Origin of the sequence: Agarilytica rhodophyticola (assembly GCF_002157225.2) — a bacterium.
Classification (GTDB): Bacteria; Pseudomonadota; Gammaproteobacteria; order Pseudomonadales; family Cellvibrionaceae; genus Agarilytica; species Agarilytica rhodophyticola.
Map to the genome: position 1 here is coordinate 4,556,929 of NZ_CP020038.1, position 15,141 is coordinate 4,572,069.

Below are 15,141 nucleotides of genomic sequence, written 5' to 3' on the forward strand. Positions count from 1 at the left end.
CAATTGGTAAAGTTTAGCCTCGCCAATTACTTAACATGTTTAACACATGGCACATCCTGCCCCCGTTATACTTATTTTAAATGCCTAATAAGAGTACCAAAAATCTCTTGGTATGACTTTTCACCAACTTCTATAGTTGTATATTCAACAAGCTCAACTTCCTTTATATAGTCAACTAATTGAAAATCTATAAATCCAGAACTCCAAAAGTAGGCATACCCTCCTCTGATATCAGAATCAAACTGAACACCAGATAAGTCACCTAGATCACCATCTTTCTCTTCAATAATTTTCAATTATATTCATCACTTATTTCCCTGATTCTTCCAATATTAGTTTGTATCTTTTAGATATAATTTGATAAAGGTAGTCATAAGTAGCAAATCTATAATGGATGTATTCAGCGGGCACATTGAAGCTTTTCATCCAAGAAGAAGAATTTACCTTGTCAAAGTTGGATAATAATTCAACTTCATACTTACAATAATCAAGATGCTGACAGTCAAAGATTAAGATCTCTTCAAAGATTATTTGATAACTTATAAAATTCTCTTCATCATTTGTATCAGAACATAAAGCGCTATTAAACTCACCACTAAAAGATAAACAATGTGGAGAAAATAATTCCTCTACTTTATCCAAATAAATAGCATCTCTTCCATTAATTATTCCAAGAGGTGTAGAAATTGTTTCTATCTGATCACTCATACTATTACCTTATTTTTGGGAGGCGTCCGCCAGTAGTCGTAGAAAATCTTCGGGCTAAGTTAATGCCAGATAAGTCACTAGATGTTGCCCACCTTGCCCTGACATTTACTCTAGCTAGCCTAGCCGCATAAAGCCTTCTATTATCTAGAGTAAAAACGGTATCACGACCTACGCCTTGCCGAGCTAAATTAGCTCTAACTCCAGAGGGAAGATCTTTGAAACGCACAAGCCTTATAGGCTCTATCTGATTTGAATAACCAGGCTGATTTCGTAACCTAGCGATTAATGCGGTTACTTTTCCTCCACCATCAAATGACCCGTTAATATTATTTTGACTGAATTTAATTGTTCTGGAGTCACGTAAAAACGTTCCATCATTATTATTCGGATCATCATCTGGCTCCAATCCTCCTGGCGACCCAGACGATACCATACCTCCTTCAGCCCCCCTCATATTGGGCATTGAATTCGTCTCAGTAGACTCTGGCCCTGCCATTTGCGTCGGTAGTATAAGACCAGCTATCACGGCTCCCCAAGGGGTGGATGCTAACCGTTTACCTAGGCTCCGTGCCCCTGTAACAATTACTTCTTCTACAACACCGCCTGTGACGCTAGTTGGCGCTGCCGTAGCTACAGAAGAATTGGCTGCGGTAATATTTCCATTATCTACACCAGCAGCATTTCCCACATTCCCCCGATCCGCCAGTTTCCCCACATCGCCCGTGTTTGTTAACACCTCGTCCATCACGGCGTCACCACTAAACGTAGACAATGCTTGATGGTTCACTTGCGGCCTATTATTGAGGCTGCTTAATGCGCCTAAGCCATTACCTGCACTCCCGCCCCATACCGAAGGCGTGTTATCGCAGGCGCCTTGTAAACGACTAGCAGAGCAATATCCCGTAGGATCTGTCCCACTCAACGGGTTGTTCATAATATAGGAGTACGGGTTCAGGCTTTGGCTGTTCCCCGGCGCCTGGATAATCGGGTCAACACTCAAGAACCGTCCAAGATTATAATCGTACCCCCGCCCGTTCATATGAATCAACTGCACATCATCTAAATGTTCATGATCCGTAAACCCTCTGGTGGTGAGGTGGCTGTCCAAGATAGCAAGCGATTTCACTTGGAGGTTGCCGGCTTTGGGTTTGCCGAAGGGGTCGAAGCTGTGGGTTTCTTTTAATACGCCCAAGTGATCGGTGATCACCACTCCTGAGCCTAAACGGTCGCGGTGGGTGAAGCCAATTTGGTAGTTACTGGCCACGCCGTTGCTTAGCTCGGTGGTGAGGACGGCGATATCGTCGATAAAAATGCGATGCTTCACCGTATTCCCTTCGGTAATTTTTTCGAACAGTTTGTCCACATACACCGTGGTGGTGTTTTGGGTGACGTTCACCTGCTTGTAACGCATATCGTCAACGCCGTAGAAGAAGTCTAGGCGGGTGCCGTGGCGGGTAACCCGTGTGGGTTTGTTGTAGCTGTTGTAACGCAGGGTTTCCACACCGTTTTCATGGGTGCGGTTGCCGTTGTTATCGTAGCCAAAGGTGACACTGCCACCGCTTGTCAGGTCCACTTTATTTACCGCATTGGGTTTCGGGCCGGTGTAGTGGTAGACATTGGCGTAGTCATCTTTCAGGGTGAGATTACCCACCGCGTCATACTCGTAATCCACCGCATAAGCCACAGTCGCCCCTTCACTGCGGGTATAACGATCGAGCCGGTGGAGATTATCGTAAACATAATCTTCCTGGGCGCGGGCGGGACTGAGGCTCGGCACATTGACGCTGGTTCTGGTCAAGTTGCCAAAGCTGTCGTAGGTCTCGTAGTCCTGCTCGTGCAAGAGACCGGTCGCATTGCGCACTTCGAAGTCTTGGAATTGGCCGGTTTCCCCATAGTAGTGACGGGTTACTGAAGCGGTGCCCATGCCCAACTGCGCCTGCTGCCATTGGCCGTAGGCATCGGTGTTACTAGTTTCGCGGTAAACATAGTTCGTCGCCGCATTACTGACCGTGGTCTGATAGCCGCGATCATTGTAGCCATAGGCCACGGTCAGACCTGTGGGGTATTGCATGCCTTTAACCCGACCAAAGTAACCGTCGTACTGGGTCGCTGTCACAAAGGCTTCGCCGTCGATAGTGGTGGTCACTTGATCGAGACGACTTAAGCTGTCGTAGCGGTAGCTTTTGCTAAAGGCCGCATTGCTGCGAGACTCGCCAGCCAATAAGCCCAAGCCATTGGCAGCACTATCGTAACTCCAGCTGGCTTCTTCAGTGCCATTGACGAAGCGTTTGGTTTGACGCCCCAAGACATCGTAGCGGTATTCGCGGACGTCGTTGTTGGCATCGGTCTCGCGGTGGACTTCACCAAAGCCGGTGTAGGCAAAGGTTTTGCGCCCCATATTGGGATCGTCGACCCAGAGCTTTTGCCCCAGAGCGTTGTAACTGGCGGTGATGGCGTTGCCATTGGCATCTTGCATTACTATCGGATTGCCGCTGCTGTCGTAGGCGTAGGCGGTGACCCCGTTGTTCGCATCCACCGTTTCAATCAGCTGACCCAAACCATTGTGGGTTCGGCTCATGGACAGACCATTGGCCACCAGCTCGGTGGTAAAGTGACGCGCCCCTTGTTCGTAACGGTAGCGAACATCGAGCTGTTGGCCATCGGTTTGGCTCACGGTTTTATGCCCCGGGCGACCCAACAGATCAAAGTCCTCATACCGTGTCCCCGAGTCAGAGGCACGGTCAAACGCCGGTACGGAATCAAATGTCATCAGCCCGCGCGCATTGTATTGGCGAACCTGCACAATCCTCCCCGTGCCATCGAGGGCTTCGGTTTCTGTACGCACCGTACGCCCCAGTGTATCCACGTAGACAAACTGCCGGGGGCGGCCTTCTTGTTCTCGAATGATTCTAAATTGCGCGTTGGCAACACCGCACGAAGTACACCATTGCAAGCTGGTCAACGCCGGGGGGGTAATACCATCCACCGTGGTCGCCGTCGCACGCCCAAACACATCGTATTGGGTACTCGTTCGCTGGCCGTTCGCATCGGCGACCCAGAGCGGCGTACCAAAGCGTGCATCGGTATGAGTTTCCACCGTGTGCCCTAAGGCATTGGTCACAGTGCGCGGGAAGTAGCCATCCTCACTGTAGGTGGTGCTCACACGGCGATCCGTTTCACCTGCACTGCTGGTGGTCACGCTGGTGGGCAGGCCGTCGTTGTTGTAGGCCGTGGTCACCGTCACCGCTTTGCCTGTGCTCGGCTCGGTGCTCACACGGCCGGGTTGCCGCGCCTGGGCGTCCCACTCGCGATAGGTCACCGTCACTTGATGCTGCGGATCATTGGCCGCCACTGAGGCGCTGGCCGTGGCATGGACACGGCTCACAATTGGCAAACGGGTGGTGACCTGAGCATCCATTCGGGTTAACCACCACGTGCTTTCATCTGCACGGTAGGTGGTGCTGATCTCACTGGTAATCACGTGTTGCCCCCCAGGTTCTTGGTAGCTGGTGGTGATCTTCAGCGGGTTACCCCACACATCAAAGTCGCGGGTGGAGGTCTGGCGGAAGCGTTCCGTGCGGCTGGCAGCGTCGAGGGTGCGCTCAATACGAGTCTCGCCACTGAGACCGACAAATACGCGCTGATGGCGGGGCAATGTCCAGCTATCGGTGGGCGCGTCCACTGTGGTGTGATGGACGCCATCTTTGGCACTATTTGGCCAGAAAACCCATTGATAGCTGGTTTCCGTCAGCGCGCTCACACGATCTAACGCCGAATCATTCGCAGCATCGGTGATCGCCCACTGCCGTGTCCGGTAGTGACGACCGGCCAAGGGAAACACCTGGTGATAGTCGTCACGGCGGCGTAAGCCCTGGGCAAGGTCGTCTACTATAATGCTGCGAAAGCCTTGAAAGCCACGCCCTTCACGGTTGAGCATGGCGCCTTTATAGCGATAACGCATGGCATTCATCTGCTCGCCAAGGCCGTTACTCCGGCGGTGTTCGGCCACCACATACATGCTGGAGGTAAAGTGCAGATGTGCCTGCTGTGCTGACGCACTTAAGCCATCAAGATAATCAAAGTCGGGGCTGTAGAATGGTTCTCCCTGGCTGTGGTAGCGGCTATCGCGCGAGGCCATCGGCCGATACACCCAGTCATGGCGTTCGCCCACACCATTGACCACGCCACTGAGCATATCACTTGGTTGATAGCGGTCGCCGTCAGTCGCCGCGCCACGGTTGCGGTTGATGTATGCCCCCGTGGATAGACCCGCCGTGACTCCTTGCTGACGCTCAAAATAGCTGCTACCAAAACGCGCCCCCAGCGTGAACACCACATCGCTCAGTCCATTGCCAAACGCATCGAGCCCGGACTTTTGCGAGGCCGACGCCACAATCCCCGTCGGCGTTTTAACCATGCGGTAACGCCCAGGCGCCGTCTCTTCAAAACGTAAGGCCGCATAGCGAAATACATTATCATCCACCGCGGCCACGCTAAAGGTGTGTTGACCAACACCATCGGGCGCATTAATCGGATCATAGATATCTTCACCACACACAAATTGTTCGCCATGGCGATGCCGATAACGCACACAAATCGGCGCCAAGAGCGCATCGGGCGTTAATAACTCCATACGCCCATCGGCGTCAATATCGTGCGGCATCAGGGCATGGCCGTAGCGCGGGTAAAACACATTCCCCTGCTCCGCTTCATCCGTGCGTACGAGATTATAAAGACTGCTTCGCGCAGGCAGTAAGGCATCATCCCCGAGATCTTGCCACGGTGCGAACTGGCGTCCCCCACGGTTGATACTCAACCACAAACGACGGCTATTGCCCGCCCAACTCAACCAGTCCGACAAGCCATCGCCGTTGACATCTAAAAAAGTGTGGAAAAAATAGGTGTTCACATCGTTGGCGCCATAACCAGGCACCAATGCTAAGTGCGCGCGGATATCGTGCTCAACAAAGCTTACGTTGCCCGCACTATCGACTTCACTAAAAAGGATTTTTTCGGGAATCGGGTGCTGGTTCTCCTGCCAACCATGGGCAACCACCGGTAGCTGATTGTTGTACACCACAATATCGGGCATACCGTTACCATCCATATCTCCCAGCACACTGCTACTGGTCACACTGGTATATTGCAGGGGCGACAGCTGCTCTTGCCCATGATCGAGCACCCATTGTTGGGTCGGATAGGGAGCGTTCGGATTGCCCGAATGCAGTGCCAAATACACCCTAACAGGCCCACTCCCAACGGCATCATCTGGGTCTTCGGAGTAGAGGATATCCGGCCAGTTATCGCCGTTAAAATCCGCCATCATATCTATCGAACGTTCACGCGCCGCCGTCAGTCGTGTGGTGATGGTCGTCCCGCTGCCGTTGTGGCTCGCCAAGGTCAGCGTCAGGGCGCCTGCACTGTTCCACGCCCAGCTATCGGATAAGCCATCTAAATTAAAATCCGCAGTCATACACTGGTACTTCAACCCTATACTGCTGCGGTGACAGGTGGACGCTAAGGCCGGCGCCGTGCCACCCACGCCTTCCGCATCGATGTACCAGTTCGGCCAGTTCGGGGTGCCGTCGCCATCGCTATCGCCACGGGGCAGCAGCGGTTGCACCCGCGTGGCCGTGGACACGGGCGTAATCGCACTGCTCGCGTCGGCTTTATACCCTAAAGGCTCCAACACGTAGTCATGGGCGCGATCTAACCAGCTAAAGCGGGTCGGCGCTAAGCAGTGGCGAGCACCATCACGGTTGTAGCCGCATTCCTCCACCTTCGCCAGCAAGGAACGCTGCGAGGAAACGCTGGATTTATAGGTAAAGTGCAGTGTCTTCACGGTCTGCTGCTGATAATAGGTACTCAAACTGCGCAAACGTTGGGTTTGCGCTTGTAAGCCACCGGCCTGGTACGAGGAGGTCACATCCGGACGCTCTTCGTAGTCAAACACCACTTGACGATCACCGTCTGTATCGCCCCGGCCGGTATAGCGAATGCGTTGCAACAGTACTTCGCCATGCCCGTAATCCTGATACGCATAGTGGATAAAATTACGGTTTTGCGTGCGATCTTCCTCGCGGCTGAGCAACCAACGTTGGGGCACGGGCGCGCCAGCAGGCACCACTCGGCTGTCAGCACTGGCGCCGTAAAACTGTATCCGACCATTCTTAAGTTCAACCGTAAAACGGGTCGTCGCACCGTTGATATCGCCGTGCTGGGTGATGCGGGAAAAACTATCGAGTTCAGTGCGATACACCGCGCCATCGCGACCGTAGGCAACCCCATTCTCCACCAGCAGACGCTGGCCATTGAAGCACAGGCGATCGTGCGACGCATCGTAGGTCACCGCACGGCGGATGCCATCGTGGATAATCGTCGCGCCACAGCGCCCTATCGACGAGGTAGCCGACAATGAAAAGCCCATCCCTAACGCACTGTTGCCCCCTTGGCTCGAATACTGAATCGCCACACTCGGTTGCATCCCCGCGCGCCCCGGCGGCAGGGATACCGGCATCGAGTAGGATGCCTGTCCGCCCGAAACGCCGCCGTTACCGGCAATCGCCCCCACAGACGCATCATGATCATGCAACGTGAACGCCGTGGGAACATGATCCGCTACCGGGGCAGTCAGTGACTGCGCCCACGCCGGGACCTCAGGACTCACCACAACATCGCGAACCGTATCCGCGCTGCACCCCAGCGCATTACACGCACGCACGCGATACTGATAAACGTTAAACGCCTTGTTCACCGCGTCATACCTCGTGCCCGTCACCGACGTCACAGGCGCCCAGGCGCCCAAGCCCACGCGCTCTTCAAAAACGTAGTGCGTGCTATTACTCACCGGTGACCACGAGAGGCGATAGTTGCCATCCTCGTCATGCGACGGCGCGGACAATACCGGTGTCGCAGGGATCGCCAACGTCACGGTATCCGATACCCGCCAGCCGGAACAGTGGGTGTAACTACCCACGGTTTTACACGCACGCACTTGGTAGCGGTATTGGCCGACCCCCTTACCATTAATTGGGTGGCTTCGATTACTGCCATCGTAAATGTTGGTGCTGGGGTGTTGGTCGAGATCGTAGAAGGAAAGATCCCCACTGGCCTCCCCCCACGAGACCGTAAAATCGCCGCTGCCGTGGAGGGTGGGGACTGAAATAGACTCCGGCACTCCCGGCGCACGCGCCACATCGATACGGCGAGTACCGGAAAAAGCGGTACAGCCCAGCCCATTGCACGCCCGCACACGGTAATAGTAAGACCGGTTACTTTTGCCGCGATAACTTATGTGCGTTTGCCCCGTATCTTGAACCGTTGTCCAGCTTGCGCCAGTGAGGCTTTCTTGCAAGGTATAGCGAGAGGCATGCGGCACGCTTCCCCACGACACCTCATACGTGCCGTCGGCATCATCCGCCGCCACGGACAGCGGCGGAATCGCAGCGGGGCGTACAACCGCCACATCAGCACCTGTACGCCACGCGGAGCAACGCTCATAGCTCCCTACAGTACGACACGCTCTCACGCGATGCTGGTATGTCCCGGGACTCACGTTAATGCGTGCCTCACGCACCGAAGACGCTAAGCGCTGACTCGACCAGACGTGTGTGCTCGTGGTTTTGTACTGATACTCATACGCACTCACCACACCCGACGACGCCCCCCAGCGCACCGTTAGACTCGGCTCCCCATGCACCGACGGCGCACTTAACGAGGCCGGTGTCCCTGGGGGAATCACCACTGTCACACTCCCAGCCGGAGAATAACCACTGCATCCCCCGTTAATAAAACACACACGCGCATCATAGCGATAGACGCCATTGGGCTTGTCACGTACCGTAAATTGCTTAGCCGCACTAGCATTGAGAACCACACGACCGTTCTCTCGTAACGTGCTGCGCACGCTCGTCGAAAAAGTATTCCACCTCACCGTATAGTGGCCGTTTTCACTCACGGTCGGGGAAATCGTGGGGCGACTCGGTTCTTCTGGCGGCAAACGCGGCCCGGAGCAATCGCGATTCAATTGACCCTGGGATTTAGCCTGTGGCCGAAACAGGTTGTCGCTCACCTCAAATGACGACACTGCATCGACCGGCGCTTTTAACGGTTGCTGACACTGCGCCCACACCGACGGTGACCCAATACTACCCAACGCCAGCAATGCATAAGCCAACGCCGCACGATGAGTGTTGTGAAAGTGACAAACGGCTGAAAAAAGTAAACGAAACAAGGAAAAAATACGGTAGAAATCCATAAAATGACCCATGTCCTGTCGGTTCCATAAAGCTACTGGCCACTGACATCATGGCCAAATAACAAAATATCCAGGTGCTGTTTATTTTTATAACGAAACAGCTACTTATGACGCGAATCCTAACACAACACTTTTTAAACTATGTTGCTTTAAATGACAAAGTTAGAGATTTATACCTAAGGTTGATGCTTTAGTGCATGGTTCCAACACTTTCCTCGACGGCTCATACTCTGTTTTAAACCGCAGTCCTGTAATTGTTGAACGAATGTGCGACTGCTATATTGGCAACCTTGGTCAGATTGGAACAATACGTCTTTCGGACACCCTCTTGCTTCATATGCCATGCGTCATGCACGAATGGTTAACATCGTATTAGGCTGGTCAGCACATGCCCAGCCCACGCTACGACGTTTATAAAGATCCATGACTGCGGCTAAATACAGCCATTGCTGTCCTGAACAGATATAGGTGGTATCACCACACCAGAGGCGATTTGGGTGGAGCACCGCAAATTGCTTATTCAATTCGTGATCGGCAATAACACTTGGAGTAGACACATGGAGTAGACGCGAGCTTAAAACGCCTCTTTCTCGGTTGCAGGCGTTTGACCGGGCGTTCTCGCTTCACTTGTCTGATCCACTCTCTCAACGTATCGAGACGAATATTAAGCGATTCGGCGGTTTGTTTCGTACTATAATCTTAATCCAACACAAGGCTAACAGCATCTAATTTGAATTGAAGTGTGTGATGGGGTCTTTTTCTCACAAGTCGTATTCTCACTTTTACGTTACTTTAACACGTAACTTTTCCCATGAACTTTTTAGGCCGCCACATCATTGGATCATTACATGGGGGGCTTTCAACACACATTAATTATTGAAGTCTCCGAAATTTGAATTTCTATTCATGCTATAGAAACTAAATTATCTTTCGATTTTTATAAAATTACTTTCTATACGTATTAGAAGAATACAGGGGAGTTTGTCAGTTAATACAATCAGTATTTCTCGCTCATCATTAGAAAATTGACTATTATTAAGCTTCTTTGAATCAGAATTTTCCGGTCATTTAACTAATATTAAACATTTGCATTAATCCCACTTTAACAAATTCTGTATCAAAATACTAAATGATGACTGTGTGTTTAAAATAAAAAAGACTTTATTCATCGGGCAGGTCGATCTTTATTGATTAGCTAAACCTATCTTTTGATAAATCCTGCAAGACTGCTTAGTTATTTTTCGAAGTAGACGGTTTTTACTCACGTATTGGTAAGCGTTTAAATCTTAATATTGCAGTAGGAGTGGTCAAATAATTTTCGCAAAAATATTTTAAATACAAAGGCTAAATCAATTCTAATGGTTATGGCGATTTAAGTTCATATTTCTAGAGTCAGTGAAATGTAACTCTATATAGAGCGGTTCAGAGAGCCCTGGAAAAACCAGAGTTCTCTGAACACTTAACGTTTACAAAACTTTTGAGTCAAAAAATAATTAGAACTTATAGCCCACGCTTGCTTGGAAGTGGCGTGGAAGTTCTGGAAGCACAATTTGACTGCCGAATAAGTTCGGGAAGTTTGCACGGAAATATTCTTCATCCGTTAAGTTTTTCCCAGTCAGACTAAAGGTAAATTTATCTGTTTCGTAGAATACACCGGCATTAACCAAAGTATATGCTGGTAGTTCTACTGCTTGCGAGAAGCCAGAGAAAGTTTCATCTGCTCGGATAATACTGGTATTAACAGCAAAACCATTTCCGAAGTCGTAGGTACCTGTAAGGGTGTATACATTTTCAGGAATACCTGCTTTACGTGCATTAGGAGAGAATGAAATACCGTTTACGACACCGCCAAAAATAAGTGATGGATCAATACCCTCAGGTAAATCTTCCGCACCAAAGAAACTAAAGCGGCCATTTCCATTATCTTCAGCATCCAAGTTGGTTACTTCAACTCGGGTGTAGCCTGCAGTTAATACCAGACTTTCATTCACAACCCAGCGAATTTCTGCTTCAACGCCTTCGGTTAAATCGGCAGAGTTGGTAACAATGGCTTGCGCATTAAAGTCAGTACGTTCTTGCTCGTAATAAGCCACGGCAAAGTAAAGGCTGTCGTCTAAGAAGCTGCCTTTTAAACCAAATTCTTCGAGTGTAGATGAATCAACCGAGGCGCCGCTCGCGACGTTTGCAGTATTAATTTCTGCGCCTTGGCCTGCAATAACGGTCGTTTGCTCAGAAAAAGTGACGTACGGTATTAAGCCAATCGGCGAGTTGTAGCTTAAGCTGAAGTTCCAAGAAACAGCATCTTCTTCATTCTCTGCACTCACTGGTGCTGTAATATCGTCTGCAGTAGGGTTCAACGGATCTGCGGCAAACGGGCTAATTAAAAACTGTCCGTCAGGAGAAACAGTACCGAAACCGGAGGTTGCATTGTTTAATAAAAGAAGATCGACCGGAGTACTACTTTCTATATCTATATAATCATAGCGTGCACCTAAGACAGCGCTTAATCCGGAATCAAAAGTAAAGTCAGCTAATACAGCTAAGCCGTAATCAATATAATTACCCTCATAGTATTCGGTGTAATCATCATCAATTCTAGTCGCTAATAAACGTCGATCTAAAGCAGTAGATGGACCTGTTAAATCGCGGCGGTCAAAGAATTCATTAGTGAAATCATCGCCGTGCTCAAAATCGGTGTATCGAATGGACGGAGATATTTGTAAGGATGTTGTTAAAGAATCCGTCTCAAATGCTTTGGAAAATACTAATTTGTCTTCAATAACGAAAGAATCGTGGAATTGAGAGAACCCGTAAGCATTTTCGTTTAGGTTATCGTAGCTATCGAAGAACAGTTGGTTTTTAATTTCCCAACCATTGTCAGCTTGGTAGACAACATCGAAATATAATGTGATGGCTTCATTTTCTAAAGTATCGTCCTCAGCGACAAGTACATTGCTGCCATCCAATTGCGCGGTGCCAACGTTCTGTAGCGCTAGTTCTGGATTCAAGGCATCTGCAGTAATTGAATCTTGGCCAAAGAAGAACTGACTTACCGGTGCTGCAAAGTATTCTTGGTGAGAAATGCTGCCATCGCCATCGGTATCTAATGGCGTTGGAGAACCAGTAATATAGGTTCCATTGTCAATTAAATCTTGCGTCAGGCGGTTCCAACCGGCAACTTGGTTACCTTCAAAGTCATGGTACATACCGCCCCATTGCAAACGTAATTTATCGTTTACGTCTATATCAAAAGAGGCTTGAAGAATAGTTTGTTCGGTTCCTGTGTTGTCGTAGTAGCTGCCTGAATCTTCGATCTCGCCGTACAGGTAATAACCGAGTTTATCTGAAAGCGGGCCCCCTACTTCAGCGGTAAAGACTTTTTTATCCCAACTGCCGGTTGTGTAACTAATGCCACCTTCGTGCTCAGTGAGATATTTTCCGTCGTCAGCGCGTGAAGATTTTGGGTTAAAGTTGAGATAACCACCTATTTTAGCTGGACCAAAAATAGGTGATGCAGGGCCGCGAACGATATCGATACGATCTGACGCACCAATTGGGGTGGGATAGTTACCTGGGTTATCCAGACGTTTTACACCTCGGAAATAAGTTTCTCCGGGAGTACCACGAACGTCCAATGATCCTGCAACACCGAAGAAGGATTGCGTAAACGTGCCTGGTGCGAAAGCGACTAATTCATCGATGTCTACAACATTGAACCGTTCTAGCTGTTCAGAACTGATTGTAGAGGCCGATCGGGGAGTTTCTAGCAGAGATTTACCAAATCCAAAAATTTCAACGTCCTCACCGGGTAAGCTTCCCAGAGAACCTTCAACAATTACTTCTTCAATTCCGTCATTGACTGTTTGTGCCTGAATGGTGACGGAAGTCATTGCTCCGGCAGTAGCGAGTGCGATAGCCGCTGCAAGTGGCAATGGGTTAAAGGATGCTTTTTTCATGTTTCCCCCTAAAGGCGTTAATAATCTATTAAGCCAACCCTATTGATTTAGGTTCATCTGCTTATTCGATAAGTTGCGTATTTCGCCACTTCGTTTTGGTATGTTTATTTGGGCGATTTTAATAAAAAATACTGGCACTACATGACACTTGAATCGATTAGATTTAAGGCTCAGAGTATCAACCAGCTATTCGATTAATAAACTGCATAAATAATGCCACATACCTGTCTGCATGGTCAGAAAACAAAAAGTGAAGCATCAACCTCACATTAATAGTGTCGGTAATATCTAACTTTTGTGTGGTTTAAGTTGTTTTTAACGATAAAGTTCACGAAATTGATGCATTAAGGTGATTAGTGTGAGATTTTGGTGCACTGAAGTTTGAGCAATTTTTATGAATCGCGATTTTTATCAGCATGTGATGTAGCTCGTAAAAAGTGAGCAGGTTGTTCGAGTATAGGAAGGATTAACCCCCTATCTCTTATACAATTAAATGTTGTGCAGCTAATAAAATGGATGCACCAACAGATGGTTTGTCTTCAACTTTGTATAAAATATTCATAATACTTTTTTAAGCTTTATAAGGTTTTTATATAGTGTTTTACTACCTCTAAAACATATAACTGACAATCTTTTGCGGTTGAAGGATCGTATTTCCCGTCATTAGTAAGATTATTTGATAGCACACGTATACCTAGCATTGGAATGTTATACTCGTTGGCAATCATTGCAGCGGCAGCCCCTTCCATCTCCTCAACGCTGGTTCCAAAGTATTGGTGAAACCATGAGATCCTATCAATCTCATTATTCCAAAAATTAGCTGAGCCTATAGTGCCTTTAACAACTTTTCCTCTGGTATATAAATTTTTAACTGCCATAGCTGAAGTTAATAGCATAGGACTTCCTTCATAGAATCGTATTTTTTCAGCATCTGAAGATTCACCTGCACTACCTTTTGACGCCATGATATCCATTGGGATCCAACTTAGAGGAGCTGACCCTTCGTTCTTTTTTTTATGTGGCGTTTTAAAATTGCCAATATTGACAGTTCTCTCACCTAATACAATATCCCCAACAGCTAGAGAAGGATCATGACCACCAGAGGTTCCTTGATTAACAATGGCAATAGGGCGATATTTTTCAATAGCAATTGCTGTGGCTGCTGCTGTGTTCTCTAAGCCTTTACCTGTTTGTGCAACAATCACAGGGTAATTATTTAACGTTCCAATATAGAAAGTAAAATAACCAGAATGCTCTATTTGAATATTTTTTAATTTACTCGCTAAGTATTCAGCTTCAATTGGCATTGGAGCTTCAATTAAAATCGGTTGCTTTGGGGACGACATAGGGCTTTCAGTGATGACACTCTTCATTGTTGATGCATTCACATGCAAGTGAATAATAATTATCGAAAACAATATGATTGCTTGAGTAAATAGTTTAGTCATGTGTAATCCTTTTAATCTATGCAGGAAATGATCTAAACGGTTTAAGTTGCATTAAACCTTTAGTCAGTGTATTTAGGCTCAGTTAATAAAAAATTAGTTTTTAACTTGATAAGGGTAAGCGTCTTTATACTTTTCCCAATTTGCTACTATATCATTAACGACAATAATACCCACAAAATAAGCACTCACTAACGCTGATGTCATACCTGCATAGCCGTTTTCACCATTTTCTAACTCTAAGTTTTTAGCAGCATTCAAGCCATTAGGTTGCATGCTGTAACTACTAGCGGTTCTATGCAGCATAAAACGTGTTTTATCTACTTTTCCTGCTTTATCTAAACAGGTTAAAAAGATTGGTATATTGCAGTATCTTCCATACTAGAGCTAACAAAGTTTGCATCTCTATCACTCCAGAATTCGGACATTAAGAGCGTCGTAGCCTTTTTTAGGATGTCTTTCTCCCGTTCAATTCGCTTTGTCTTGGCTTCTAGCTCTTGAATACGTTGTGGGTCAGATGTCGGTGCATTACCCTGCGCTGGTGTTTGACCCGTGCGCTCTCGCTTTACGTGTCTGATCCACTCTCTCAATGTATCGGGACGAATATCAAGCGATTCGGCGGCTCGTTTCGTACTATAATCTTGATCCAACACAAAGCTAACAGCATCTAATTTAAATTGAGCTGTGTGATGGGGGCTTTTTCTAATAAGTCGTCTTCTCATTTTTACGTAATTTTAACACGTAACTTTTCGTACGATTTTTTTAGGCCACTACA

The 15,141-nt window shown here is 48.1% G+C and carries 9 protein-coding genes; 1 reads left to right on the forward strand and 8 read right to left on the reverse strand.

Annotation, left to right across the window (positions count from 1 at the left end; translation table 11 throughout):
• Positions 1–71 precede the first annotated feature (71 nt).
• From BVC89_RS19040 to BVC89_RS19050, 3 genes are read right to left on the reverse strand one after another with little or no spacing between them, the layout of a single operon-like run.
• A complete protein-coding gene (locus BVC89_RS19040; protein WP_086932716.1) occupies positions 72–296 on the reverse strand; it encodes a hypothetical protein in 225 nt (74 codons plus the stop codon).
• A gap of 13 nt (positions 297–309) precedes the next feature.
• On the reverse strand, positions 310–708 hold the full coding sequence (locus BVC89_RS19045; protein WP_086932717.1) for a hypothetical protein: 399 nt from the start codon (positions 706–708) through the stop codon (positions 310–312).
• A gap of 4 nt (positions 709–712) precedes the next feature.
• Positions 713–8,173 carry an RHS repeat-associated core domain-containing protein gene (locus tag BVC89_RS19050; RefSeq protein ID WP_158658031.1) on the reverse strand — a complete coding sequence of 2,487 codons (7,461 nt, stop codon included), beginning with the start codon at positions 8,171–8,173 and terminating at the stop codon, positions 713–715.
• Positions 8,174–8,754: 581 nt separating this feature from the next.
• Here BVC89_RS19050 and BVC89_RS29890 point away from each other — a divergent pair.
• Positions 8,755–8,967 carry a hypothetical protein gene (locus BVC89_RS29890; RefSeq protein ID WP_158658032.1) on the forward strand — a complete coding sequence of 71 codons (213 nt, stop codon included), beginning with the start codon at positions 8,755–8,757 and terminating at the stop codon, positions 8,965–8,967.
• A 345-nt stretch (positions 8,968–9,312) separates the two neighbouring features.
• Here the strand turns inward: BVC89_RS29890 and BVC89_RS19055 are convergent, their stop codons facing one another.
• The 5 genes from BVC89_RS19055 to BVC89_RS30195 form a co-directional block, all read right to left on the reverse strand.
• Positions 9,313–9,522 (reverse strand): DDE-type integrase/transposase/recombinase, encoded by a 210-nt coding sequence (locus BVC89_RS19055; protein ID WP_086932719.1) that lies wholly within the window; start codon positions 9,520–9,522, stop codon positions 9,313–9,315.
• Positions 9,523–10,458: 936 nt separating this feature from the next.
• Positions 10,459–12,921 carry a TonB-dependent siderophore receptor gene (locus tag BVC89_RS19060; protein WP_086932720.1) on the reverse strand — a complete coding sequence of 821 codons (2,463 nt, stop codon included), beginning with the start codon at positions 12,919–12,921 and terminating at the stop codon, positions 10,459–10,461.
• A 578-nt stretch (positions 12,922–13,499) separates the two neighbouring features.
• Positions 13,500–14,369: a 5'-methylthioadenosine/S-adenosylhomocysteine nucleosidase family protein gene (locus BVC89_RS19065; RefSeq protein ID WP_086932721.1), complete on the reverse strand. Its 870-nt coding sequence runs from the start codon at positions 14,367–14,369 to the stop codon at positions 13,500–13,502.
• Between the two features lie 93 nt (positions 14,370–14,462).
• Positions 14,463–14,672, reverse strand: a complete 210-nt coding sequence (locus tag BVC89_RS30190; RefSeq protein WP_086932722.1) for a hypothetical protein — start codon at positions 14,670–14,672, stop codon at positions 14,463–14,465.
• 41 nt (positions 14,673–14,713) lie between these two features.
• Positions 14,714–15,088 (reverse strand): transposase, encoded by a 375-nt coding sequence (locus BVC89_RS30195; protein WP_086932723.1) that lies wholly within the window; start codon positions 15,086–15,088, stop codon positions 14,714–14,716.
• Positions 15,089–15,141: the final 53 nt, after the last annotated feature.

What these genes read in the sequence shown, in the direction of transcription:
- BVC89_RS19045 (WP_086932717.1), bottom strand. Translation starts at nt 708, where the DNA reads ATGAGTGATCAGATAGAAACAATTTCTACACCTCTTGGAATAATTAAT.
- BVC89_RS19060 (WP_086932720.1), bottom strand. Translation starts at nt 12,921, where the DNA reads ATGAAAAAAGCATCCTTTAACCCATTGCCACTTGCAGCGGCTATCGCA.
- BVC89_RS19065 (WP_086932721.1), bottom strand. Translation starts at nt 14,369, where the DNA reads ATGACTAAACTATTTACTCAAGCAATCATATTGTTTTCGATAATTATT.
- BVC89_RS30190 (WP_086932722.1), bottom strand. Translation starts at nt 14,672, where the DNA reads ATGCTGCATAGAACCGCTAGTAGTTACAGCATGCAACCTAATGGCTTG.
- BVC89_RS30195 (WP_086932723.1), bottom strand. Translation starts at nt 15,088, where the DNA reads ATGAGAAGACGACTTATTAGAAAAAGCCCCCATCACACAGCTCAATTT.